The sequence below is a fragment of the Pseudomonadota bacterium genome (genome assembly GCA_039193195.1).
Lineage (GTDB): Bacteria > Pseudomonadota > Gammaproteobacteria > Steroidobacterales > JBCBZW01 > JBCBZW01.
Genome location: JBCCWS010000016.1, coordinates 41367 through 67124, shown reverse-complemented (window position 1 = coordinate 67124; position 25758 = coordinate 41367). Strand labels below are relative to the sequence as shown.

The following is a 25758-nucleotide window of genomic DNA, read 5'->3' as shown; positions in this document are numbered from 1 at the left end:
CTGGCGGCGGCGTTCCCCTTACCGTCTCTAGAGCGTGAGCTCTGAGACGTCGCGATAGTTGCCGAGCTTGCCGCGCACGAAGCTGTTGAAGGCGATCGAGTGTCGCGGCTCGCCGGCGCTGTTGGTCTCTACGAAGTGCTGTAGCGCTGAGGAGAACAGGATGAGGTCCGCTCGCTTCGGCGTCACCATGTTCATCGGCGTGTTGTAGATGTTGCGCTTGGCTTTGCCTGGGTGCAGGTCGAGCTGTTGGTAGGTGTTGTGCTTGTCGAAGATCATGCTCGCCACCGGGCTCGGCAGGTCGCAGTAGTACAGAGAACCGGACACCAGTGAGTTCGAGTGTGAGTGGCCGTGCATGCCCACCCCCGGTGGATTGGTCAGCGCCCACGACTGAGTGACGTACAACTCCTGATCGATCCCCATGACCTCCTTCGCGTACACCGCCAGAGCCTCCGAGACGGCCTCCTTGACGCTCGCCAGCGCCGGCTCGTCGAAGATGTAGAGGTTCTCGGAAATCAGGTTCGCTTGGTTCTGCACCATCGACAGCTCGCGGATGAAAGCCACCTGCGCATCGCTGATGGCGTGGGCGATGTTGGTGCGGAAGTACGGCTCAGCGAATAACGGTTGTACCTCGTAGCTCCCCAGTGCCATTGCATAATCCCCTATCGCGTCGACCGTTAGCGGTCGAATAGTTGTTGTAGTCCCCGAGGGCAAATAGTTGACCACCGTATGCGACGAAACAAGGGGGTCGCGCATCCCCCTCCCCTAGGCATTGCAGGTTGGTCTCCACGTAGCTGATAAAGTTCTGATTTTGTTAATGAATAGACATCCGCACCGGGTATGCCCAGAAGGGCGGCCGAGGGCATGTAGTTGACGAGAAACGGTGGCCAGCGCGAACCGCAGAGGACGCAGAAGTCGACCGAATCAACGACTGACCCGTCCGTAATCACGATTTACCTGCCAGCTATCGCCGACCTGGCGGTGGTGATGGTCATGGCGCTCGCGGCACAGCTGGTGGGCTTCGCCCATCCTTCGGTGCTGGAGATAGGCGAGGGGCAGTTCAGTCCGTTCGCGCCCGACACTTCTCGGGCGATGGCCGTTGACATCGTCGGACGCCTGCATTGGTCGGTGACCCATGCGAGTTGGTGGGTTGTGCAGGTTATCTTCGCGATTACGCTGCTGCGTCTATTTTGGATCGATACGAGGGCCTGTGCGTGCCTTGGCCGGCGCATGCGCCAGTTTTACTTCGTGGGCCTTACGATCGTGGTGACCCTGATGGTGGGTGCGGGCCTAGCGGGGGTTCAGTTTGCGGGTCCCTTCGCCGCGGCGTTGCAGGCGCTACCGGTGGGGCCGACGGGGCGGGTCTTGGCGGCTGGCGTGGTGGCGGTAAACACCGGCTCTGCCATGCTCTCGTTCATGCTCGCCCTGGGCTTCTGCGCCAACATTCTCCGCGCGCGCTGCGCGAGAAGCGAGAGTGGCTCGCGTGGCGCCAGGCGATTCGAGCAGCTTCTTTGGATCGGCGCCGCCTATCTGGCGCTCACCGCTTTAGAGGTCACGCTCGGTTTGCGCTGGGCTTCGACGCTGGTAGAGCCGTCGGCTGGAGAGCTAGCCGCGGCGGTGGCCTGCGCGCAGGCTCGGGTTGTCGGCGCCGTTAGCAGCTTGACTCTGGGCACGATGGCCCTCGCGGCGTGGGCAGGGTTGGGGCACGAGGTTCGTGCGCCAGTGACACGCTGTGCCGCTTGGGTGCTGGCCGTATTGTTGCCGCTCTCAGTGGCGCTCGTTGGGGGCAGGTGCCCGACGGCGTGATGGCCTAGTAGGCACCCCAGCCGAACAGAACCACGCCGACCGTGCGCCATAAGATGCGCAGATCGAAGCGCAGCCCCATGTTCTTGACATACAGCACATCCAGGGCGACTCGGCGCGAATAACTCGTGTCGTTGCGACCGCTGACCTGCCACAGTCCAGTGATACCCGGTCTAACTGCCTCGTACCAGCGCAGGCGAGATCCGTAACGCATCAGCTCATCCTCGACGATTGGCCGTGGGCCCACCAGGCTCATCTCTGCGCGCAGCACGTTGAAGAGCTGAGGAAGTTCATCGAGGCTGGTTCGGCGCAAGAAGACGCCTACACGAGTCAGGCGCGGATCGTCGCGTAGCTTTCGGCTGCGTTCCCACTCGGCGCGAGCTGTCGGGTCTTTGCTCAGAAGTTCTTCGAGGATGCGCTCAGCGTTCGGCCGCATGGTGCGAAACTTCATGCAGGTGAAGCGGCGGCCCCGATGCCCGACACGCACCTGGCGAAACAGTGCGGGTGCCCCATCCGCGCGCGTCAGCAGGGTAATGATCACCATCGGCAAGAAGAACACGGTCAGCAAGCCTAGGGCGCCGGCGACATCCAATACGCGCTTCCAGCCTAGTGAAGGAATTAGGTCTAGCGGTGCGCTGGGATGATCGCGCGCTTCGTCGCCACCCCGAACGGCCCAGCGCACCCCTGCCGGGGGTGAGTGAGATGCTGCGGCAGTCATCGCCATCGAGGGGGAGTCGGCGACGCGCGATACGGCGTAAGCGTCTTGCTCGCCGGTCTCTAGTCGCCTGAGTCTCGGAGTTCCCATCGCGTCAGCTTCAATTCCGTGTGATCTGGGTGTGTCGTTGTGCTGCGACAGCGCCCGAGCCCTCGACACTCACCCTAGGCAGTCTACACAGGCGCTGGGGCAACCCAGCTGTCTTTCACCAGGTCTAGTGTCGACGTCATGGCGTGTTGTGAGGTTCAAGGAATCGTGATCTCGCGCTACCGTTCCCGGACCTTAGACTACCGCACGCTCCATTGCAGTGATCTGCACCACAGCGAGCGATCTGGCGATACTCGAAGGTGCGTTACATATCCTTTGGGAAGTGGCGGGTCAGCTGTTGCCAGGCCGCGACGTAGTCGGCTTGAAGCTGGGGTGATCTCACCGCTTGAGCGCTCGGACGGATTAGGTAGCGCGACTCGAACATAAAGGCCATCGTGGCATCCAGGTACTCTGGCTGGAGGCGCGCGTCACTCGCGCGCTCGAAGGCATCCGCATCTGGGCCGTGAGGGACCATGCAGTTGTGCAAGCTTGCGCCGCCTGGCGAAAAGCCACCACCTGTCTTCGCGTCGTACTCGCCGGTGATCAACCCCATGAACTCGGACATGACGTTGCGATGGTACCAAGGTGGTCGGAACGTGTCGGTCATTACCAACCAGCGCGGCGCGAAGGCAACGAAGTCGACGTTGGCCGTGCCCGCTGTGTCCGAGGGGGACGTAAGTACGGTGAAGATCGAGGGGTCGGGGTGGTCGTAGCTGATTGAGCCGATCACGTTGAAGCGCCGAAGGTCGTATCGGTAGGGCGCCAGCGTTCCGTGCCAGGCGACCACGTCTAGCGGTGAGTGCTCCAGGTGGGCGATCTGCATCGTGCCCGCGAGTCGGCAGATGAGCTCGAACTTGCCCTCACGATCTTCATAGGCTGCCGTGGGGTACTCGAAGTCGCGTTCGTTCGCGAGTCCATCCGAGCCGATGGGACCGCGCTCTGGGAGTTCAAACAGTGAGCCGTGATTCTCACAGACATAGCCACGCGCGACAGGGTCTTCCAGGGCGACGCGGAAGCGCATGCCGCGCGGGATGACGGCGATTTCCTGCGGCCCCACCGAGAGCACGCCACACTCGGTGTGAAGGGTGAGCCGGCCTAGCTCGGGAACGATGAGCAGCTCGCCGTCGGCGTTGGCGAAATAGCGTGATGTCATCGATTGGTTGGCGCGGTAGACGTGCATGCTCGCCCCCGTCTGCGCGAGGGCGTCTCCGCACGCTGCGATGGTGTACATGCCGTCGACGAAGTCGACAGGGCCATCAGCAAGCGGCTGAGGATCCCAGCGCAAAGGGTTTGCAGGGGGCGCTGCGCCGTGCAGAGGTGCCGTTTCCCAGGAGGTCGCGCCCTCGTAAGGCCTGAAGCCGAGGTGCGCAACGGAAGGTCGGATGCGGTAGAGCCAGGTGCGCGCATTGCGTGCCCTTGGTGCGGTAAATGCGGTGCCGCTCAACTTCTCGGCGTACAGCCCGTAGGCAACGCGTTGGGGAGAATTGCGGCCCCGCGGCAGGGTGCCGGCGAGCGCCTCGCTCGCGTGCTCGTTGCCGAAGCCAGTCAGATACTCGCGCATGGGGCACCCTTGAGTTCACGACGGCATGATTGTCGCACAGCTCTCAACACGGTGCCGCCACTACTGAGGCGACCGCGGTTGTGCGAGGGGGAGGTAGTTTCCCCGATGGGATCGGCTCGGGCTGAAGGTCAGCTAAGTGATGCACTTGGTGAGCGTGCGCCGTATCGCCTTACACGTTCTCTGCATGTCCTGATCGCTAAGCGTTGGGTGGACTAAGAACATCAGACTCGTTTCACCCAACTTGCGGGCGCTGCAGAGGCGAGCACGGGGTCGCCAGGCTGTGTTATCGAAGGCTCGCTCGCGGTAGACTTCCGCGCACGTTCCCTGATCACACGGAATTCCCTGATCGACGATGTCCGCGATGATCTTGTCCCGATCGTAGCCAGCCCCTAGCCCATCAGGATTTACGTAGGCGTAGTACTTGTAGTAACCGTGAAGGCAACAGCTGTCGTCGGTGGCTGAAGCATCGCAACGCAGTTGGACGGGGGGTTTGATCGGGCCACCTGGGTAAGCGTAATGCTCGAAGGTGGCGTCCAGCTGGCGCGCGTTGGCTCGCCTTCGCGCCGACCAGAGCGGTAACCGGCGAAGCTGGATGCGTCCGATCGCGGCCTGCATTTCCGTCATTCGCCAGTTGGTGCCGAAGGACTCGTGCAGCCAGCGGTAGCCGGGCGGGTGGTTGCGTTCGTGCACGGCCTGCCAGCTCTTGCCGTGCTCCTTGTACGACCACATGCGAGACCACAGTTCAGGATCGTTCGTGGTCACCATGCCGCCTTCACCACCGGTCGTGATGATCTTGTCCTGACAAAATGACCACGCCCCAACGTGGCCAATGGTGCCGACGGATCGGCCGTTGTGTCTGGCGCCGTGCGCCTGGGCGCAATCCTCGATCACGAGAAGTCCACGTTCGCGGGCGAGGGCCATGATGGCGTCCATCTCGCAGGGCCAACCGCCGAGATGCACCGCGATGATCGCTTTGGTCTGTGGTGTGATCACCGCCTGGATGGTGCCAGTCGACAGGTTTCCTGAGTCCGGATCCACATCGGCGAACACGGGGTCAGCACCCGCCGCAACCACGCAGGACGCCGAGGCGATAAAGCTGCGCGCGGGTACGATGACCTCGTCACCGGGCCCGACGCCTAAGCCTCTGAGTGCCAAGTCTAGTGCCAGCGTGCCGTTGGCGACGGCAATCGCCTGATCGCTGCCGATCGCGGTGGCAAACTCTTCCTCGAAGCGCCTGGTCTCCTCGCCGGTCCAGTAGTTAACGCGGTTAGAAGCCAGCACGCGGCGAACGGCGTCGATTTCTTCCTCGGTATATGAGGGCCATGGCGCTAGCGCGGTATCCAGCATGACCTCACCGTGGATTATCTCGTAGCGGCTGGCGCGGAAGGCGAGCGAGGTGCCGCCCTCCGGGAGAGTCTATTCGATTCTTGTTTTGCGCACGAGGATGGCGCTCGCGCTTAGAATCCCGTCCTGAAGTGCAGGAAAAATCGCCCTTCTTGCGTCGTCTCACCGCTTACTTCATCGTCGATAAAGTCGATACCGGCGCCGATCTCGAAGGTACCGTAGCGAAACCTGCGGCTGTGGGAAACATCTACGCTCAGTAGGTCTTGGGGGGTAGGGGTCAGTGTATTTCGGGAATCCGGCGGGCCGTTGGCGTTGAGCTGGCCGCTGCGCACGTGTGCCTGCCAACGTGTCTGTTCCTTATTGACCAGGATCGCGCCGACCGTGATCAGATCGGCATCGTTGTCGGCACCATGGCCAATGGATCGCCCGCGGAAGCGATAGCCGGTTGGGAACACGCCTGAGTTATAGGCACAGTTGAAGCCGCCGTTGGCAAAGAAGTCACTCGCCCCGAAGAAGTCGCAGCTGGTGCGACTGTACTCGCCGAACAAACGTGTGGACCAGCGTTCAGCCACAGTGCCGGACCACTCCGCGCCGACCTGACCGAGGTACTGACTCGGCAGACCACCGGCTTCGTCCTCGCCGATGAACTGCCCGTACAGGGAAACGGATCGACCTAGTACGGGTGGCGTCCAGCGCACGTCGAATCCACCGAGCTGATTGCCGGGTTCGTTGTCCTCATTGATGCCCTCATCGCCGACGTTGTCCTGTCCAAGCAGAAGATCGACGAAGGTGCCGGCGCTGCAAGGGCGGCCATCACCGCACCACATCGCCGATCGGGAGATACCGATCTCGAGGGTTCGGTGAGGTCGAAAGGTGGCGCGAGCGGCAAAGAACAACGGATTCGAGACATCCCGGTCTGACTCTAGTTGTCCGAACATCACGGACAGATCCCAGGGGCCGATCCAGCGCAGCCAGCGAACATCGAACGGGTCCGTAAACACCCTATCGATCGTGATCGCAGGAAAGGGGCGAGCGCTGTTCGATAGGATAAGGCTGCCGTCCCAGGCCGGCCCCCACCACCGCTGTTGCGTGCTCAGGCCTAGCGACCAGTTTCCTAGCACCAATGCTGCGTAGCTGTCATCGAAGCGAACGCGTTGGCTGTCGCCGTCGCCTCCCACGTACTGGAGGTTCAAGTCGAGTGCTGCCCAGGAGAAAGTGGCGGCCGCTGCCAGGGATACCTCGCCTTCACCGCGAGGGGTGTATTGGAAGGATCGGATTCGCGTAGGGTTGACCGCGACTGCGGTCCTTGCGGACAGCAGAAGTTCGTTGCTTCGAGTCTCCCACTGAGCGCGTTCGCGCACCCGACCGAGCGCGTGGAGTGCGCTCAAGGTCAAGCCGGAGGTGTTCGCGGAGCGGACGTCCTGAAGAATCGGGCCCCAGGCCAGAGGCCAGGTGCTGATCGGGCCTGTGATGACACCTGCGTCGGCTAACAGCTCGATATCGTGGCGTAGGGTGAGATCGCCGGCTGCTATAAGGGGACCCGCCGTGGCGCCAAGGAGCACTGACTGCGCCAGGAGAAAAGCTGCGTAGACTGCCGAGATGAGCCCCACGCGCCGGCGTGGGTATCGGGTGATATCGGCGTAGGAAGCTAACCGCTTGATCATTCAGGCGGGGCGTTTACCACCCGTAGCTGCGAGCTTCCGGACATGTAGGTGATCGAGGCGCCGTCGGGCTTCGAGGCGTGAGCGGTGCCCATGAGGTAGTCGTCGAGTTTTTCGGGCGCGTAGCCGTCGACGACCGAGGCGAGCAGGCTCTGAACCTCGTCAAGGGTCTCGGCGTTTAGCGCTTCTTGCATTTTTTCAATGACCGCACTGATCCGCTCCCAGCTCAAGGACCGTTCCATCGCTCGCATAATCTCCGGGTGATCCGTATGTTCGACGGCGGTACCGATGAGCAGCTCCTCGTGTAGCTTCTCGCCAGGGCGTAGGCCCGTGTACTGGATCTCGACTTCACCCTCTGGGTTGTTGGAATCCCTCACCGTGCGCCCCATGAGACGGATCATGCGCGTCGCTAGGTCAGCGATACGGACGGGGCGTCCCATCTCCAGTACGAACACGTCGCCGCCACGCCCCATAGCTCCGGCTTGAATGATCAGCTGCGAGGCCTCAGGGATGGTCATGAAATACCGAGTTACCTCGGGGTGTGTAACGGTCACCGGTCCACCGGATCGGATTTGTTCGCGGAATAGGGGAACGACGGACCCAGAGGACTCCAGCACGTTGCCGAAACGCACAATGCAGAACTTCGTCTTGCCCTCGAGCTTCTGCATGCCCTGCAGGATGAGTTCGGCGAAGCGCTTGGTGGCGCCCATGACGCTGGTTGGCGCGACCGCCTTATCTGTCGAGACGAGCACGAAAACGCCGACGCCGTGACGGCGTGCTGCTTCGGCGACCACGCGAGTGCCGAGTGCGTTGTTTCGGATCCCCTCTGAGATGTTGCGCTCCACGATCGGGACATGCTTGTAAGCAGCGGCGTGGTAAACCGTGTCAACCGTGTAGGTGGTCAGCGCCGAGTCGACGCGTTGAACGTCCTGCACGCTACCGAGGAGCGGAACGAGTTCCGTCTGTGCACCTATCCCGTCTGCCAACTTCCGCAGGCTGCGTTCGGCGTTGTACAGGGCCAGTTCGGATTGTTCGAACAAAAGGATCCGCTTCGGCTCGTGCACGACTAGCTGGCGCCCTAGCTCCGAGCCGATCGAGCCGCCAGCACCGGTCAGCAGGATCGTCTTGCCGCGGACGTGCGCTCGCATTATGTCCCGGTCAGCCTCCACAGGGTCGCGGCCTAGGATGTCACCGACCGACACGTCGCGAAGCTCCGCCAGGTGGGAGCGACCCGAGATCAGGTCGTGGATGTTTGGCATGGTTTGGATGCGCACGGGGAGATCTTCGAGGAAGCCTAGGATCTCTCGGCGTCGGTCGCGGGTGGCTGTGGGGAGTGCGAGGAGAATGCGTCGCACGCCCTCACGGTGGATGACGCGCAGGATGTCGTTGCGCGCCACGACGGGCAGTCCGCTGATAAAGCTGCCTTGCAGTCGCGGGTCATCGTCGACGAAGCCCACGGGGAAGAAGGACCGCTGGCGCATCAAGTTGGTACCGAGGGCGATTCCCGCCTGCCCAGCACCGTAAATCAAGACGCGTTCGCTGCCTCTGCGGGGGCGTAGTAGGAAGCTGCGAACAACCAGCCGGACCGCGCTGGAGCTGATGGCGGTAAAGGCAGTGAAGACGGCGACCAGAGCGGCGGCTTCGATCGGCTTGCCGATGCCGAGGACGCTCGCCAGCAGCGCTCCGGCGATGCCCACATATAAGAGTGAGCGCAAAATGCGAACGGCGAGACGTGCGTCAACGAATCGGGTTATCGAGCGATACAGCCCCTGTACCCAGAACACCAGCGTCGTACCGGCGACGGCTACGAGCAGGGCCCAGGGCAGCGCCGCGTTCTCGGTGTCGCGGTAGACGATCCACCAGGCGGCCAGAAAGGCTGCGGTCACAAGGCACATGTCCACCAGCCCTAATAGCGTGCGCTTCAGGGAGCGCGGCATGCCTAGGGCCAGGCGACGTGCCTTGGTTGTGGCCGTCGCGAGGAGCCGATCGTCCAGCATCTTAGATTTCCAATCCAAACAAAATTCGGGGCTGTGCCAGTGTGCAGCTGGCAGAGCGGTGGGCTGCGCCCAGGGAGTCAGACCGGCTCGCCGGGGAGGTTCGCAGCCGCGGTGCCGACACCGACGTAGTGACTTGCTGCATAGCACCCCCCACCGGAAGGTGCACAGGGTAACTCCTCGAACGGGGGTTGCCTAGAGGTGAATCGCGGAAAATCAGAAGGTTGGGGCGTATCTCGGCGACTTTGCGCCTCATTGCATAAGATCTGTGGACCAGTTCACTTAACATTCCGTGTCGTCCGACCCGTTTGTTGATTCCGTCTTTGCGTAACGTGCTCGGTCGCGGTTCGTTTACCTACGGTATGCGCATGCGGCAGGCCGCCGCCGGGTGCGGGAGGCGCAGGCCTGTGTTCGCGAGGGTCGTTAGGTTTCCGGGGCACTCGCCTGGTCGGCGGGCAACCCTGGTCGCTTGTCGCGAATTGGCCGGCACCGTGGCCGCGGTGACGGTCTGCCAGCCTCTTCTATTAAGGGAAAGTGCGCTCGGGGGCCGGATACTCCCACTTGAGGTGGGAGACGTTCGCTGGAGGAAGGGCAGCGTTCGATAAAGAGAAGGGCCCGGGTAGGGTCCCGGGCCCTAGGCAGTTGCCGCAAGGGCTGGCCAAGCGCCAGAGGCGGCCTAGAAGGTGTGACGCACCGTAATGGAGAAGCGCCGGCCCAGCGGGTCGTAGGTGCTCGGGTAGATGTTGCCCGAGTTGAACGCGGTGGTGCCGATGTTGTTGCCGACGATAGTCGGCAGGTTGTCGAAGACGTTCAGCACAGCGCCGGTCAGCTGCAGACGCTGCGTCAGCTGCACGCGTGCGGTGAGGTCGATATAGTTCTCCGCATCGATCTCTCGGAACTCCTCCAAGAAGGTGTCCGCCACTTCGGGCTCAGCTTCCACGGCATCGATCCAGCGCCAGAACACAGACACGTCCACCGGACGGTCCATGCCGTCGAAGCTCAGTGTCGCCCGGTTGGAGAAGCTGAACTCCGGTTGGATCGAGGCGCAGTTGATGCTGTAGAAGCCCGTGCAGTCACGGTCGATAGAGTCGGGATTGTCGACGTTGGCATTGAAGACGGACTCTTGGGTCCAGTTACCGTTGAAGCTGTTGGAGACGCGGGCAAATCCGAGATCCCCCTGCCAGTTCACGGACACGTCGATGCCGCTGGTGGCGAGGGCACCCTGGTTACTCAGCACCAGTGGCAATCCCGCGGTTGTCGACACATCACCGAACAGGTTGCCCGTGGCTGGGTTGCGACGGATGCCAGTGCAGGCGGGATCCGAGGCTGAGGCGCCGCTGATCGCAAGGGTCCCATCCTCGAAGTCAGGCCCGAAGCAAGCGGCGAACACATCGCCCGGGTTCGGGTTGGTGATCGCGTCGCTCACCTCGATGTTGTAGTAGTCCAAGGTGAGCGCCAGATTGGGTGCGAAGTCCGGCTGCAACACCATGCCGACGGTCCACGTGTCTGCATCCTCCGCGTCGAGATTGGGGTTGCCGCCGGTGGTCGCATTTACCTGACCGGCAGGGTCGACGATGATGCTGCCGATGGTGCCTAGCGGTGCGCCTTGGGCCAGGCAGATCTGGCGTAGGTCTTCGTTCTCGAGTGGCGCGTTGCCCGTGCAGGGGTCCGTGGCGAAGTTGTTGAGGCCCGTGACCTGGGGGGCGAACAGCTCGTTTATGTTCGGCGCGCGCGTCACCCGCTGCAGGTTACCGCGGATCTGGAGGCCGCCCACGGGGCTCCAGGTACCGCCGACCTTCCACGTGCTCTCGTCCCCGGTGGTGCTGTAGTTGGAGAGACGGGCGCCCGCTTGCAGGCTGACCTCCTCAGCGAAGGCAGCGCCCTGAACCAGGGGCACGTTCACCTCCGTAAAGACCTCGCGAACATCGTAGCTTCCGGTCACGTTAGGTGCGGCAGCACCGTTGCCCAGCACCTCACCCGGGGTCTGCGTCAGCAGATCGTTGGCAAAGCCCGCTTCGTAGTCGCGGTACTCCGCACCAACGGCGAAGCCGATCGGCGACTCGGCCCACGGCATGGAGGTGTTCACATCACCGCTCACCAGCGCCTGACCCTGGAGCAAGGTGGTGAACTGGTTTGCCGTGTTGCCCACATCCAGGAAGGCGCCGACTTGGTTGGTGATGCTGCCTAGTGGGCCGAACAGATCGATCGGCACACAACCGCCGGATGGGTCCAGGCAGGCGTTGGGGTCTGTGGCGAGTAAGGCTTGCTGCAGGCGAGTGCGCGTACCGTTGCCCGACTGGGAGCCGCGCAGGTCGCTCTCGCCGTAGGCAAAGAAGGCGTCCCAGGAGAGGTTGGAGACGAGATCGCCGCGGGCCCCGGCCTTCAGCTGCCAGACACGGGTCTGCCGCTCGTTATCGCGTGTGCCGAGCTCTACAAAGCGCCGCCCGTAGTCGAGATCGATCGTGCGATAGTTCGGGTCATCCGGGTCTGTTGCCAGTGCGGCGGCGTCACACTCCGCTTGAGAGAAGTTCGGCTGGATCCCATCGGTGGCGGCGTCCGAGTCTGCGCCGCAGATCTGGTTGCGAATCCCTGCCGGGAGGAAGGGGTTGGAGAGTGGCGTCGTGAACACGTTGCGGAAGGTGCCAGAGGGCGCGATCTGCGTTCGGTTCGTGCTCTGGGAGTAGAACGCTTCTGTATACATCTCGATGCCGCTGTCGAGTTCGTAGCGGGCCGAGCCGTACAGACGGTATTGCTCTAGGGGCAGCTGGAACAGGTTGAAGGGATTGAAGTTGAAAGGCTGGTAGAACGGAATCACCGACTCGCCATCCGGCGCCACCTGCACCGTGCCTCCGCTCCCGGGAAAGGTGAGCACCGTTGGGACGGTCGTACTCGAGCCGCCCGGCGCACCGGTGGCGGAGGAGAGATTCTCCACGCCAAAGTCTCGGTCCCCCTGGAGGATCGCCTCACGGTCTGTATAGCCAACGCTGAACACGGCGTTGCCGCGACCGCCGTCGAAGTTGCCACCTGTGGTCAGATCGATGCGCAGCGTATCGCCGTCGCCTTCCGCCGTGCGAGCGCCGGTCACACGAAGGTCGAAGCCCTCGAAGTTCTGGCGGGTGATGAAATTCACCACGCCGGAGATGGCGTCAGCACCGTAGGTTGAGCCTGCGCCTCCGGTGAGCACATCCGTTCGCTCGACGAGGGCGATGGGGATGATGTCGAGGTTGGTTCTGCCCTGCAGGTCGGCCGGCACCACGCGTGTGCCGTTTAGCAGGGTAATGTTGCGGTTCGAGCCTAGGCCGCGAAGGTTGATGAACGTCGAGCCACCGTTGCCGTTGTTGACCTGGGCACCGATGCTGGGCACCACGCCCGGAATCTCGCGGATGAACTCCTCGACGAAATTGGCCTGGCGCAGTTCCACCTGCTCAGAGGTGACCGTGGCGACGGGGCTCGATTGGGTCAGGTTCGGATCGGTGAGGCGCGATCCGGTGACCACCACCTCTTCTACTTCTGTGGGCGCCTCCTGAGCGGCCGCAGGGACCAGCACGCTGGCTGACGCCAGTACCGCGCCGGCCAGCACGGCCGCGCGACGCGCGGAAAACAGGCTGTAGCGCACCGCTCTCGTTAGGTTCAGTCGTTGCATCTCAGACTCCTCCAGCTCCCACCGAGGCGATGGGATATGACGTGGTTAGACGCTGGAACAAATGGTTGCAAAAAAGCAACGATAATTTATCAGCACCGATGTATTGAATGGCAGAATCGCTGTTTTTTCGCAACAAAGTCCAGTGAGCTCGGAGTCTATGGAGCTACTTTGTGGTTATGCAAGCGAATTGTGACTTTTATGCCTAATTCGTTGCGGCTATGAATCTATGTTGCTGAAAAGTATAAAATGTTGTTAATTTGGTAATGCGTGCCCTTGCAGGGCTTTGCAAGTCCTTCGCGGGATTCGCGCAACTCAAGTCGAGTAGGGGGCGCTCTGCGGCTTTCGAGGCCCGCCAGTGCGGTCGGGTCAACGCTTCGACGAGCGCGGGGTGGGAATGCGCAAGGCGCCCGACTGAGGTGGGGTGGCGTCGCGTCGCTGGCCATGCTCGCCTGGCCAGGTGCGCCACTCGAATCCAGGGGCGGCAATCAGCCCGCTGAGAACGTGTCTACGTTCGACGAATGTTATTGGTAGGTGAAGCGAGAAACAGCGTGTCGTCACGGCGTAAGAGCTGACCCTCGACTCTGACTGAGTCGGCCACCAGTGGCAGTAGAGGCTCCGGGAGGTGGGCCGCGCCGTGCTCGTCGACCAACAGCAGGGGGCGGTACGCGCCTTGGCGATCGCGTGCGAACAGCGCAGGCGGAATGCCGCCGCGAATGCACAGCGCGGCGCAGGCCTTGTGTGGCTTGCCAGTGGAGGGCCGCATGGCACCCGCAAAACACTTCATGTCCAGGATCTCCCCCACCAGGGACACGTGCTCAAGTGGCTCTGCAGCGGGCAGACGCAGGGCAGTCTCGGGGGCGGTTGGGGAGTGTGCGATCCAGTCAGAGCCCTGGGCGGCCGATAACATGTGGAAGCCGTCGCGGGCGAGGAGGCTGCCGCGTAGGGTGACGGCCTGCCCGGCGTAGGCGTCGATGATCGTGCGTACGCCACACTTGCCCGGGCACACCAACCAGAGGCTGCGCGCAATGCCGTCGATGTCCCGCGTGCGAAGCATCGGGAACGGATCTGCGTGAACGACCCCGCGCCAGTCACGATCTTCGAGATCCCAGGTCCCGTTTCCCGGCGATCGCTGCAAAGCGGCCAAGCCTGCGCCTAGGGCGCCGCAACTCAACGTGAGGCTCAGGCCGAGGCGCAGCATGAAGCGCCGGTCCCGCGCAGGCGTATCGGCGCAATAGCCGATGAAGTAGTCCTTCTCACTCAAGGCGCGGGCTCCGCAGTGGGGCTATCTGCCGCTGATGCCGGCAGGACAGACGGGGGTACCCGCGTGCCGGGGGGGCAGCCCTTGGGATTTACCCAGACGCGTTCGTCGACCAAGCGTGTTTGGTAGGTTGCGATGCGTTCGTTGAACGGTGGCGGTGAACGCCCGTTCGCCGGGTCGTACTGAAAGCCGTGCCAAGGGCAGGTCACACAGCCTTCGACAATCCGGCCCTCGCCGAGGGGGCCACCCTGGTGGCGGCACACATTGGACACGGCCATTATCCGCTGGCCGTCACGGAACACAGCGATACGTTCGCCCTTCGACGGTGTCAGGATTACCGCTCGCGTATCTGGAATTCCCAGGGCGGGTCCCGCATCGAGCCAACCGTCCGCGGCGGGTGTGCGTCTGCTCTGAGTGCTGGCGAAGGCGCTAGCCAGGTGAAGTGCTGTGACCAAGGCCACGGAAGCGCCGAGGGCGACCGCGTAGAGGGGATTCTTCTCAAACTGGATCACGCCTAGCGCGACATGTCCGACCAGCGCCGCATAGGCGAGGTAGACGCCCATATGCAGAGCCTTCCACAGGGCGGGGCCAAGGTTGGCGTTCCAGAAGTCATGGGAGGTGGCTGCCATCAGGAACAAGATGGAAAGCGCCAGGGCGCCGAGGCTTTCGAAGGGGAAGCCCGCGATCGAGTCGTAGCGAGGGTTCGAGATGAATAGGGATGTGATCGGATCGATCACACCGAACCCGTGGTACCAGATCAGTACCAACACGCCGTGGATGAGGGCGATGAAAAAGGTGCTCACGCCCAAGTGCCGGCGGTTGTAGAGCATAGGCTTGAAGCGTGTGCTGAATCGGGCGAGGGGGCCGATACATAGGATCAGGGTCAGCATGAGAAACGACAGGCTGCCGAAGGCGCGGATCAACAGCTGCAGCTCTGCCATCGGCTGGTCGTTGGGCCGCGTGAGGACCGTGACCACCACGAAGGTGATGAGATAGGTGAGGGTGCCGCCGACTATCCACAGGTCGTAGCGACGCTTAAAGGCGTTCCATCCAACGGCGCCGTAACCCTCACTCATCGATGGCCTGCGCAGCGGGGGGCGTGAGGGCCTGTGGAAGGGAGTCATTGATCGCGGCGGGCGGTCGCAGGGTGACTGCCAACCACACGATCACGAGCATAGTGGGGCCAAGGAGCATCCACAGGAAGAGGTGCCAGTGGCGGTGAGCTTGCATCATGGGCTGGGATCGCTGGCGTTTAAGGGTACTTGTACGGTGATCGCTCGCACCAGCAACAAGGGCCAGAGCGCTGCGCTTGCGGGGAAGATCATGACGCGTCCCCAGAGACTCATGGCTGCGGCATCCAAGCGGCGGTGGCCCAAGCTGACGAACCAGAGCGCGAACAGGCAGCCGAGGAGCGCGTAGATGGCGAGGCCGAGAAGCGCGGTGCGCACGAGGAGCTCCATCAGCGTGGCCTACACAAGCTCTGCGTCGGTCAGGACTTCCAGCAGCGCTGGCCCCTCGTGCGTGAGCGCCTTGCTCATGGCGGCGTCTAGATCCGCCAGGGCATGGACCTCGAGGCCAAGCCCACCGCAAAGCTCTGCGTAGGCTGCGAAGCTGGGATTGTGTAGGGTGGTTTGCCACACTTCCCACTCCCCAGCGCGCTGCTCCTTGGAGATCTTCCCGAGTTCGCCGTTATTGAGCAGGATGTGGGTGATGTTCATGCCGTACCTGACTGCCGTGGTGAACTCGGCCAGGTATTGGCCAAAGCCGCCGTCGCCGGAGACGGAGATCACCTTGCGGCCGCGGTGCTCAGCGAAATCCTGGGTGGCACACCAGGCACCGATTGCGGCCGGTAGGCTAAAGCCGATGGAGCCCAGGTAGCCGGACATGAGCACAGACTGGCCGGCGCACTCGAAGTAGCGCCCGAAAGAGTAGGTGTTGTTGCCTACGTCTACGGCGATCACCGCATCCTTCGGCGCGAGGCGGGTGAGGGCGGTGAAGATAGCCGCAGAGTTGACGCCGTGGCAGTTGTCATCCAGGGCGCGCGCATTCTTTTCCTCCCGCCACGCGGCCCAGCGCTGAGCCAGCTCGGGACGCTGGTCTTGGGCCGCCAGTGTGTTTGGTAGGGCCTCCAGGATTAGCTCCGTCGTGCGTGCAATCTCGCCGAGCACGGGCACCTCCACCGGGTGGAACTTACCTAGTTGCATCGCTTCGAAGTCGACTTGAATGATCGGCTTCTTAGCTTCGATGCCCGTGTGATTGGAGAAGGACGAGCCTAAGGCAACGATCAGGTCACATTCGTTCATGAACCAGCTCGCGATGGGGGTGCCCGAGCGGCCGAGGACGCCGGCGGCGTTCGGGTGCGAATCAGGGATCTGACCCTTGCCCTTGAAGGTGGTGACCACCGGTGCCTGCAGCCGCTCGGCAAGGCGCACAATGGGCGCCATGCAATCGCGTGCCCCGTAGCCGACCACGATCATTGGCCGCTCGGCGCGGCTGATCAGCTGCACTGCCTGATCGAGAGCTCCGGGGGCAGGTGCGATCGCAAGATCACCCAATCGCCCTTGCGGAGATCCCGCCGGCGTGCCCTCGCCAGCGGCTTGGGTTTGCACGTCATCTGGGAAGATGAGGTGGGCGACGTCCCGCTCCACGATGGCGTTCTTGCAGGCGAGGGACATGAGTTCGGCGTGATTGGAGCTGTGTAGGACGGCCTGACTGAAGCGCGCCACGGGGGCGAAGGCGGTCGCTAGATCGATTTCCTGGAAGGCGCCGGGCCCAAATACTTGCACCTGGACCTGCCCCGTCAGAGCCAACACCGGCGCCCGGTCCACTTTGGCGTCCCACAGGCCAGTCATCAGATTGGTTGCCCCGGGGCCAGCGATGGTCAGGCAGGCGGCCGGCTTGCCGCAGAGCTTCGCATAACCCGAGCAGGCGAAGGATGCGGCGCCTTCTGGCGGATGCCGACGTAGGAGAGCTCCTCGGCCACCTCGCGGCGCCGTAGGGCATCGGCGAGTCCTAGGTTGGAGTGGCCGACCATGCCGAAAACGCGCTTGACGCCCCAGTTGACCATCGTTTCGGCCATCACGTCTGTGACCGTGCGAGTGTGGGGGGGCTCGATGTCGACGCCAACGTAGACGCCGTCCTCGCGGATCTCCACGCTGAACATCTCTTGCCCGCTGTCCTCGTGGCCGCCGGGCGGCTGTCCCGTGAGGGGGTGGAAGTCCCAACCGTGCCAGGGGCATCGAAGCCAGCACTCGCCGCCCACCCCGCGTTCGATCGATCCCTCGCCGAGGGGGCCGCCCTGGTGCGGGCAGCGATTGTCCATTGCAGCGTACTGATTGTCGAAGTGGACCAGTGCCATCGAGCGCGTTCCCACGGTGACGGTCTTCGCGCGCCCATTGGGCAGTTCATTGGGGGCGGCGACACGAGTCCAGGAAAGGGCCACGCTAGTCTCCTGAGGTGGTTGAAACAGGGCTCAGGAAGCGCTGGGCAAGTTTCGCTTCGAGACGAGCACGCCTAGGGTATTCGAGGTGGGGGCGGTGATGGGCGGATCGGTGGCGTTCGCGACGATGAGCGCCCCCACGGCGAGGGGCAACCTTTGACCGCCGCCACGTCGCGGTGCTCCGAGCGTGATGGCAAACGCGCCTTCGAATAGCCGTCCGAGTCAAAGCGGCCCGGCGCAGCACGCCTGCTGCTAGTGTAGTGATGGTTGCCGTCTCACTGGCCGTCGCGGCGTAGGCGGACACCTCAGTCATCGCTCCCCATACCCCCTTGTGGGTCACGTATTGTCAGTATTCCAGCGAGGACTAGCGGTTACAACTCCACACGATACTGGCCATTCGATGACGCCTGAAGCGTCCGTGGGGCTAATAGGTATGAGCGAATGTAGCTGCTAGGTGAGCGCAGGCGTTTACTCGGCTCCTGCGAACCAGGCGGCGGTCGTGGCATCAGCGGGGAAAAATAGCTCCACGGTGAGTTCTTCGAGCGATACCTGCTGGGAGCCCGCGAAGTGTGCGTGCATCGTGAGCAGTTCGAAACGACCGCCGTCGTGCTCGAGGCGCAGCGTAATCGCCGGTGCCGATTCCCCCTCCCAGTCGGGTGTGTGCCAGCGCTCGGGTGCGGCGGGATGATGGAGGATTTCCTCTACCAGTGCGCCCAGCGCCCGATCCCTAGGGTTGACGAGTAGGGCACGCCGCGCACGTTGCAAAAACGCGTGCACGACCTCCTCCCAGTTGCTCAACGCCGGCCGCAGGCCGTCATCGCGCAGGCACAAGTGCACGAGTTGGAATTCGCTGGCAGCTGGCACTTGGAGGCCGGACAGATCGACGAATTGGGCGAAGAACCGCTCGGCTCCCGCGTTCAGCTGAACCAGATTCCAGCGTCCATCGAGGACGATGGCGGGGTAGGGCTCCTGTTGACTTAAAAGAGCATCGATCGCCTGGCGAAACACGGCGAGCTGAGCGCCTTGCAGCGCTTGAGTTGCGTAGTTCGCCGAGAAGCCGGCGCTCAGGAGCAGCGCATTGCGCTCGCGCAGGGGCACGTCGAGCGCATCGGCTAGGGCCACCACCATGCCCTGACTCGGTCGCGCTCGGCCGTTCTCCAGGAAGCTGATATGCCGTTGGGAGATGCCCGAAGCGCTCGACAGGCCCAGTTGGCTTAGCTGTCGGTGTCGACGCCAGTCGCGCAGGAGGGCGCCGAAGTCGATGGTGGGTTCTGGGCGTGCGCGGGGGGCTGCCATCAGCGTCTCCTAGTGCTGGCAGCGCTACGGGGCATTACCTGGGAGGTTATTGGCCTGGCCTCGCGCCCCCGGTAGCGTGTGCCATTTGCGCAACGCGTCAAGGAGAGCGCCATGAAACGAGTGTATCTGCTGCTTGCAGTGGTTGGGGCGATCGTACCCTACTTGGGGTTCATCGAGTTCATGAAGTCGGATGGGGTGGCATTGGGCGGTTTCGTCGCCGCATGGTTCGCAAACGGCGCGGTGAGCGGGCTCAGCGCAGATCTCATCCTGAGTTCGATCACTTTTTGGGCGTTCATGCTCTCGCGTCGCGAAGCTCACCCGGCGCCCTTCGTCGTGGTCAATCTGGCGATAGGCTTGTCCTGCGCGCTGCCTGCCTACCTCTATTCGTGCGCCGCTCGTGAGTCGAGTGCGGCGCTCGACAAGGCCGCACCAGCCGTGTGAGTCTGCCTGCTGGTCAGGTGGAGGAGAACGGCCCAGATGCCCCGAGGCGAGACGGCAGGAGAGGCACCTCGCGCACGTCAGCTACCAGTCTTGATCGCCGAAGTCGCGCTGATCGTGCTCGGCATCCTGCTGGGGCTATGGCTGGATGAGCGCCGCGAAGATCATGAGCTGGCGGAGTTTGTAGCGCGCAGTCAGCAAGTGATGCGAGCCGAGCTCAGGGAGAATTTCTCGCGCATCGAGCAGAGTCGTGCGTACCACATCGAGTTGCTCCCCACGATCGTGGCGGCGCGTGATGCGGCGCGTGATGCGGCGGCGCAAGATGGGCCGAGTGATGTGCCCAGTTCGTTGCCGAAGTATCGCGGCTTCGGCACTCCGCCGGTGACTCGCGCAGCCTACGAGACGGCTCTGAGCGCGGCACTGTTCGCGCGCGTCGACCCCGAGGAGTCTGCGGCCATCGCCTACGCGTACGAGCAAGTGGCGGCCGTCCTGTCGACTATCGATCGCTACAAGGTGGGGTTGGCGGTGGGCGGGCGTGACTTTTACGGACTGACAAGCGCTGCCTTCGCCGACACCCTCTACGCCGAAGATGCTGCGCTCGCAGCGATCGCACCTCTGATCGACGCGTCCGCCCCGCCGTCCTGGTACACGCTTATCGACGTGCAACCGTACTGACACTCCCGCGGTGCGTTGCACTAGCAACTGACGCGCGGCCCTCCCGCCTTTCAATCATTCGTTATAGGCTAGCAATCGCTGTATCGTTGCCGATGCGACGGGGCGATTTCTGTCGCTGCGCGCACGTCGGCCTGTCCTTGGGGAAGGATCATCCATGCTGCACCTGCGCCATACACCCTCGCTCATCGCCCTAAGTCTCCTGCTCAGCGTGGTCCAAACGGCCTTCGCCACTGATCCCGTCGTCTGCATCGATGAGGACGACTTCGTTCCGCCGCCGGTCGCGCCGGCGCCGCAGGTGCTAGCTACCGGATTGCCGCGGGCGATCTACGAGGGCGCCACTCCGGCGGGTTTGGATGCCGATCGTCCGGTGCTCGTGTTCGTGCACGGTCTGAACGGCACGGGTGAGGGTTGGTTCGGTGAGACCCTGTACTACGGTCGCAACGACATGTACGACACCGCATACGCGGCAGGGTACAAGACATTCTTCGTCGATCTCTACGACGTGGGTGCGGAGGCGGAGACCTCGATCACTAACGGCGTTCTGCTACGCCAGCAGATCAGCGAAATTATTGGCTACTGGGGGGTGGATGTGGTCAACATCATCGCCCACAGCAAGGGTGGCCCGGACGCCAACTTCGCCGCGCTCTTTGGCGCTCCTATCGACAGCGTGGTTACCCTGGGCGGTGCCCACTACGGATCCCCTCTAGCCGACCTGGCGCAGACCGATTGGCTCGAGTGGCTATCGGAATTGATCGGCTTCAATGATGCGGGTACGAAGTTCATGCAGACCGCGTGCATGGGGCTCGTGCGCGGCTTCCTCGACGCGAATCCCGTCAACAATAGGATGCACTACTACACGGCGGGCGGAACCGGTTGGGGGCCCTTCTTGAGCGCTCTGGAGTTCGGTGGCCTGTACCTGTTCACCCAGTGTCCTGGGGGTGAGAACGACGGCGTGGTGTGCCTGGAGCACGCGCGCCACCCCTTGTCGCGCGACGCGTCGGGTAGTGTCTCGGGCAGCCACCGGCTGGTGTGGGATGTGAGCAGTCCGGACTTCGAGGTGGATCATGACAAGATCAAACGGGGCAACGGGTTCTTCGATTTCTTCTGGTTTTGGGAACCGGATGACTGCTACGTACCCGTGTTTGACTCCATCGAGCCTTACGCGGGACAGTTCAACGCGAATCGGCTGCAGGCACCGCTAGCGTCGACACCGGCGGCGGTAGCGCAAGGCCAGCGCTCGGTAGCGGCGGGCAACATCCTGCGTGGCGGTGCGCTCGGGGCGGGTATGACTACCGTAAACTTTCCCTTAGAAGCGGGGGTAACTGGTTTGGATGTGCGCGTACTTACGGCGCGTGCCGATACGCGCGTAGAGCTAGTGGCCCCAAGTGGCCGCGTGCATACTCTGAGCGCCCCTGCGCCGTCGCAGAGCGAGCTCTTCGCGGGTAGCTACGTTAGCGGGGCTCGGGCGGAGCGCCGCGACTTGCGCCGCAGTGCTGGGGATTGGCTGCTGCGCTTCACAGCCACAGCTGAGGATGCCTACGCAGTATTGATCAACGTCGCCAGTCCGCTCTCGGTGGCGGTCGTCTCGCCCGCCGCGAGTACGCTGGCCGTGCCAGGCGACCTGAAGGTGGCCGTGGCTAGCGACGGGCACGCGCTGCGCACGCAAGCCCGCGTCAAGCGCATTTCGACTGCAGGTCCGGCCGTAGCCGTCGGCACCTTTTCGGCGCAGGGCGTATCGCACCTGAGCTTGCCGCTGGCCGAACCTGGCATCTACAACGTGGCGCTGACGATTAGCGGGGTGACCGATGGCGGCGATCACTTTGAGCGTTCGCAAGTGCTGAGCTACGCCGTGGGAGAGCCGCTGCGCGCGGTGCCAGAGGCCTGCCGATAGCCGGAGGACAGCAGGTGTCAGGACGGTCTGGCGAGTGGCGATGACGTGAGCTACGCGCGGGCACGCGCCTCCTGGGCGCAAGACGAGCAGGGGTTCTGGGCCGAGGCCGCTGCCGGCCTTGTCTGGGATCGTCCCTGGGATCAGGTGCTCGATGCGGCTGCGGGCGCAGGTCGCTGGTTCCCGGGCGCTCGTCTCAATACCTGTTACAACGCAGTCGACCGCCACGCCGACGGTGCGCGCGGCGATAGACCTGCGCTGATCTTCGAGTCGGCCATGACAGGTCGTCAGGAAACCCTCAGTTACCACGACCTGAAGCGAAAGGTCGCCCACCTTGCCGGCGCGCTTCGCCGTGCAGGGGTCAGCATCGGCGATCGGGTCCTCATCTACATGCCGATGATCCCCGAGGCGGTGCTGGCGATGCTCGCTTGCGCGCGCCTCGGCGCGGTGCACTCGGTGGTGTTCGGCGGCTTTGCGGCACGCGAGGTCGCGACCCGCATCGACCATGCGCGACCAAAGCTCATCCTGAGCGCGAGCTGCGCTCTGGAGCCTAGCCGCGTGGTGGCCTACAAGCCTTTGCTCGATGAAGCCCTTCGCCTGTGTGAGCACGCGCCGCGTCAGCACGTGGTGCTGCAGCGAGACGCCTACGCGGCCGACCTCAACGCAGCTATCGATAGCGATTGGCAGGATTTCTTGGATGGCGCCGAGCCCGCGCACTGCGTGCCGCTAGACGCACAGGCGCCTCTGTACCTGCTCTACACCTCTGGCACCACAGGACAACCCAAGGGCATCGTGCGCGACAACGGTGGTCATGCGGTGGCCCTGCACTGGTCGATGAAGGCGATCTACGACATCGACGTAGGCGAGGTGTTCTGGGCTGCCTCCGACATCGGTTGGGTGGTGGGCCATTCTTACATCGTCTACGGGCCGCTCCTGCGTGGCGCGACTACCCTCATGTTCGAGGGTAAGCCCGTGGGTACGCCGGATGCTGGGGTCTTCTGGCGCCTGCTCGCAAAGCACCGCGTCAAGGCCCTCTTCACGGCGCCGACGGCGATTCGGGCGATCCGTCGCGAGGATCCGCATGCCGAGCATGTGCGAGCCAGCGACCTGTCGGCGCTCCGGGCCTTGTTTTTGGCCGGTGAGCGCTGTGATCCGCCCACCCAGCGGTGGGCGGGAGAGCACCTCGGGGTGCCGGTGATCGATCACTGGTGGCAAACGGAGACCGGCTGGTCCGTGGCCGGAAACACCTTGGGGCTTGGCTTAGAGGCCGTGCCTGCCGGTTCCGCGGGCAAACCGATGCCGGGATGGGACGTCACCGTGATGGACGAGGCGGGCACCCCGGTGCCGCCCGGGACGATCGGCGCTATCGTCTGTCGCTTGCCATTGGGCCCAGGCGCCCTGGCCGGCCTGTGGCAAGCCGAGGATCGCTTTCACCAGGCCTACCTGAGCACCTTCCCGGGGTACTACGAGACCGGCGATGCGGGCTACCTCGACGCGGACGGTTGCGTGTTTGTCATGACCCGCACCGACGACATTATCAACGTCGCCGGTCATCGCTTGTCCACGGGTGCCTTGGAGGAGGCGATCGCCCTTCATGAGGATGTCGTGGAGTGCGCCGTGACGGGTGTTCGCGATGACCTGAAGGGCCAGTTGCCGTTCGGTTTCATCTGTGTGCGTGCTGGCTGCACGCGCTCGGAGCTGGAGATAGTCGAACAGTGCATCGCCCTGGTGCGGGCGCAGGTTGGGGCCCTAGCGGCCTTCAAGCGCGCGGTGGTGGTGGCTCGCCTGCCCAAGACGCGATCGGGGAAGATCCTGCGCCGCACGCTGGCGTGCATTGTCGACGGCGAGCCCTATGACATTCCCGCCACGATCGACGATCCGCAGATACTCGAGGATATCGCTGAGCGCTTGGCGTAGCTGGTCATCGGTCGAGGAGGGCCCGTATAGCGGCTAGGGCGTCCTCGCCGCGCTGCTGGCGCACCTCCTCCGGGGGCTTCTCCGAGCGCCCTTCCCAATCGAGCTCATCGATCGGCAGTTCCTCCAAAAAACGGCTTGGTTCGGTAAGGACCGTCTCACCGAAGCGCCGTCGCGCTCGCGTGTAGCTGATCATCAGTTCGCGTTGGGCGCGAGTGAGACCGACATACGCGAGGCGGCGCTCCTCCTCGATCGTGCCTGCGTCGATGGAGTTCTGGTGAGGCAGAATGCCTTCTTCCATGCCGACCAAAAACACGAAGGGGAACTCGAGGCCCTTGGCCGCGTGCAGAGTGGTCAGTGTGACTTGGTTGCCGTCGTCCTCGTCGCGGTTGTCGAGCATATCGAGGAGGCTCATGTGGGCCAAGATCTCGGCGAGGCTCCAGCCCTCGCCGTCCTCGCCCGCGTGCTTGTTGGCGATACGTTCTATCGAGCCGACCAGCTCGGCCACGTTCTCCAGACGGCGGTTCGCACGCACCGGATCATCCGTGGTCTCGCGCAGCCAGTGTTCGTAGCGCACCTCGTCCACCAGTTCACGTGCCGCGAGCACGGGATCGGCATCGGCCACGCGCGCCTTCTCACGCAGGAGCTTCACGAACTCGCCCACGGAGGCGGCTTGGCGCGGGCGCAGGCTTTGATCTAGGCCGGGCAGCTCCGCGCCGCTGAAAAGAGAGACGCGCTCCTGCGTAGCCAGCGCCGTAAGCTGCTCGATCGTGGTCGCGCCGATCTCGCGACGGGGAACATTAACCACGCGCAGGAAGGCGGCATCATCGTCGGGGTTGACCAGCAGCTTGAGGTACGCCACCACATCGCGTACCTCGGAGCGTTCGAAGAAGGAGGTGCCCCCGGAGACCTTGTAGGGCACCTGATGATGGCGTAAGCCTTTCTCGAAGGCGCGAGCCTGATGGTTGGAACGGTAGAGTATGGCGTAGTCGCTGTAGCGCGAGCGCATCTTGACCTGATGGGTCACCAGCTCGGCAACCACGCGCAGGGCTTCGTCGTCGCCGTCGTTGGTAGCCAAAATGCGTATCCGCTCGCCCAGGCCGTGGTCACTCCAGAGTCGCTTCTCGAACAGGTGCGGGTTGTTAGCGATTAGTTGGTTGGCCGCCCCGAGAATGCGCCGAGATGAGCGGTAGTTCTGCTCGAGCTTGACAACTTCTAGAGCAGGAAAGTCCTCAGCGAGTTGCTGCAGGTTCTCGGGACGCGCACCGCGCCAGGCGTAGATCGACTGATCGTCATCGCCGACCACCGTGAAGCGCGCCGCCTCGCCGACCAGCTGTTGCATCATCCGGTACTGGGCGAGGTTGGTGTCCTGGTACTCGTCCACCAGGAGGTATCGGATGCGTTCGCGCCAGGCGGCGAGAGCGCCGGCGTCTTCGCTGAACAGTCGTACGGGCAGGCCGATCAGGTCGTCGAAATCGAAGGCGTTGTAAGCCTTGAGGCTGCGCTCGTAGTCGGCGAAGAGCTTGGCGGCAGCAGTGTCGAGACCCTCCTCGGCACTCGCCACGGCCTGCTCTGGGCGGACCAGGTCGTTCTTCCAGGCAGAGATGCGCCACTGCATTGGGGCGGCGTTTTTCTTCGGATCTCCGCCGGCCCGCCGAACCAGTTCGCGCACCACGGTGGCCGAGTCTTCCGCGTCGAAGATGCTGAAACCTGGGCGGTAGCCCAGGCGGGAGCACTCTCGGCGCAGGATGTTGAGACCTAGCTTGTGGAAGGTGCTGATGCGCACGGCGCCGGCCACCCGGGGGCCGAGGAGGGCACCAGCCCGCTCCTGCATCTCCCGCGCGGCCTTGTTGGTGAAGGTCACCGCGGTGACCTGCTCAGGGGCCAGGCCGTCATTCAGAATCAGCCAGGCGATCTTGCGTGTAATGACACGGGTCTTGCCCGATCCAGCGCCGGCCAGTACTAGCAAGGGCCCCCGCGTGTGGCGCGCGGCACGCTGTTGGATGGGGTTGAGATCAGAGAGGGGGGAGGCCATAGGGGCCGAG

Annotated in this window: 17 protein-coding genes and 2 pseudogenes; 5 read left to right on the top strand and 14 right to left on the bottom strand. The window is 63.5% G+C overall.

The window, feature by feature from the left end; translation table 11 throughout:
* Positions 1 to 27: 27 nt before the first annotated feature.
* Entirely contained in the window at positions 28 to 648 is a 621-nt protein-coding gene (locus tag AAGA68_14260; protein MEM9386221.1) for a putative 2OG-Fe(II) oxygenase, read from the bottom strand.
* A gap of 219 nt (positions 649 to 867) precedes the next feature.
* Here AAGA68_14260 and AAGA68_14255 point away from each other — a divergent pair, with 219 nt between their 5' ends.
* Positions 868 to 1803: a hypothetical protein gene (locus AAGA68_14255; GenBank protein ID MEM9386220.1), complete on the top strand. Its 936-nt coding sequence runs from the start codon at positions 868 to 870 to the stop codon at positions 1801 to 1803.
* Positions 1804 to 1807: 4 nt separating this feature from the next.
* On the opposite strand, the pseudogene AAGA68_14250 reads toward AAGA68_14255, so the two are convergent.
* From AAGA68_14250 to AAGA68_14195, 12 genes and pseudogenes are all read right to left on the bottom strand, one after another.
* Positions 1808 to 2401, bottom strand: a pseudogene (locus AAGA68_14250) (sugar transferase).
* Between the two features lie 466 nt (positions 2402 to 2867).
* Positions 2868 to 4163, bottom strand: a complete 1296-nt coding sequence (gene hmgA, locus AAGA68_14245; protein MEM9386219.1) for a homogentisate 1,2-dioxygenase — start codon at positions 4161 to 4163, stop codon at positions 2868 to 2870.
* A gap of 132 nt (positions 4164 to 4295) precedes the next feature.
* Positions 4296 to 5510 carry a DegT/DnrJ/EryC1/StrS aminotransferase family protein gene (locus tag AAGA68_14240; GenBank protein MEM9386218.1) on the bottom strand — a complete coding sequence of 405 codons (1215 nt, stop codon included), beginning with the start codon at positions 5508 to 5510 and terminating at the stop codon, positions 4296 to 4298.
* Positions 5511 to 5620: 110 nt separating this feature from the next.
* Positions 5621 to 7171, bottom strand: a complete 1551-nt coding sequence (locus tag AAGA68_14235) for a capsule assembly Wzi family protein (GenBank protein ID MEM9386217.1) — start codon at positions 7169 to 7171, stop codon at positions 5621 to 5623.
* Positions 7168 to 9165: a nucleoside-diphosphate sugar epimerase/dehydratase gene (locus AAGA68_14230; GenBank protein ID MEM9386216.1), complete on the bottom strand. Its 1998-nt coding sequence runs from the start codon at positions 9163 to 9165 to the stop codon at positions 7168 to 7170. The genes AAGA68_14235 and AAGA68_14230 overlap by 4 nt, the downstream gene beginning before the upstream one ends.
* 673 nt (positions 9166 to 9838) lie before the next feature.
* Positions 9839 to 12805: a TonB-dependent receptor gene (locus AAGA68_14225; GenBank protein ID MEM9386215.1), complete on the bottom strand. Its 2967-nt coding sequence runs from the start codon at positions 12803 to 12805 to the stop codon at positions 9839 to 9841.
* Between the two features lie 505 nt (positions 12806 to 13310).
* Complete coding sequence (locus AAGA68_14220; GenBank protein ID MEM9386214.1) at positions 13311 to 14066, bottom strand: hypothetical protein; 756 nt, start codon at positions 14064 to 14066, stop codon at positions 13311 to 13313.
* Positions 14063 to 15139, bottom strand: coding sequence for a Rieske 2Fe-2S domain-containing protein (locus AAGA68_14215; GenBank protein MEM9386213.1), 1077 nt, complete (start codon positions 15137 to 15139; stop codon positions 14063 to 14065). The genes AAGA68_14220 and AAGA68_14215 overlap by 4 nt, the downstream gene beginning before the upstream one ends.
* Positions 15132 to 15296 (bottom strand): hypothetical protein, encoded by a 165-nt coding sequence (locus tag AAGA68_14210; GenBank protein ID MEM9386212.1) that lies wholly within the window; start codon positions 15294 to 15296, stop codon positions 15132 to 15134. Before AAGA68_14210 ends, AAGA68_14215 begins: the two co-directional genes overlap by 8 nt.
* Positions 15293 to 15511 (bottom strand): hypothetical protein, encoded by a 219-nt coding sequence (locus AAGA68_14205; GenBank protein ID MEM9386211.1) that lies wholly within the window; start codon positions 15509 to 15511, stop codon positions 15293 to 15295. Before AAGA68_14205 ends, AAGA68_14210 begins: the two co-directional genes overlap by 4 nt.
* 21 nt (positions 15512 to 15532) lie before the next feature.
* Positions 15533 to 17505, bottom strand: a pseudogene (locus AAGA68_14200) (thiamine pyrophosphate-dependent enzyme).
* A gap of 465 nt (positions 17506 to 17970) precedes the next feature.
* Complete coding sequence (locus AAGA68_14195; protein MEM9386210.1) at positions 17971 to 18798, bottom strand: helix-turn-helix transcriptional regulator; 828 nt, start codon at positions 18796 to 18798, stop codon at positions 17971 to 17973.
* 111 nt (positions 18799 to 18909) lie between these two features.
* Between AAGA68_14195 and AAGA68_14190 the strand changes: the two genes are divergently transcribed.
* From AAGA68_14190 to AAGA68_14175, 4 genes are all read left to right on the top strand, one after another.
* Positions 18910 to 19239 carry a DUF2834 domain-containing protein gene (locus AAGA68_14190; GenBank protein MEM9386209.1) on the top strand — a complete coding sequence of 110 codons (330 nt, stop codon included), beginning with the start codon at positions 18910 to 18912 and terminating at the stop codon, positions 19237 to 19239.
* A gap of 36 nt (positions 19240 to 19275) precedes the next feature.
* Entirely contained in the window at positions 19276 to 19911 is a 636-nt protein-coding gene (locus AAGA68_14185; protein MEM9386208.1) for a hypothetical protein, read from the top strand.
* Positions 19912 to 20065: 154 nt separating this feature from the next.
* Positions 20066 to 21802, top strand: coding sequence for a hypothetical protein (locus AAGA68_14180; GenBank protein ID MEM9386207.1), 1737 nt, complete (start codon positions 20066 to 20068; stop codon positions 21800 to 21802).
* 45 nt (positions 21803 to 21847) lie between these two features.
* Positions 21848 to 23716 (top strand): AMP-binding protein, encoded by a 1869-nt coding sequence (locus tag AAGA68_14175; protein ID MEM9386206.1) that lies wholly within the window; start codon positions 21848 to 21850, stop codon positions 23714 to 23716.
* 4 nt (positions 23717 to 23720) lie between these two features.
* Here AAGA68_14175 and AAGA68_14170 read toward each other — a convergent pair whose 3' ends face one another.
* Positions 23721 to 25748, bottom strand: a complete 2028-nt coding sequence (locus AAGA68_14170; GenBank protein ID MEM9386205.1) for a UvrD-helicase domain-containing protein — start codon at positions 25746 to 25748, stop codon at positions 23721 to 23723.
* Between the last annotated feature and the right edge of the window lie 10 nt (positions 25749 to 25758).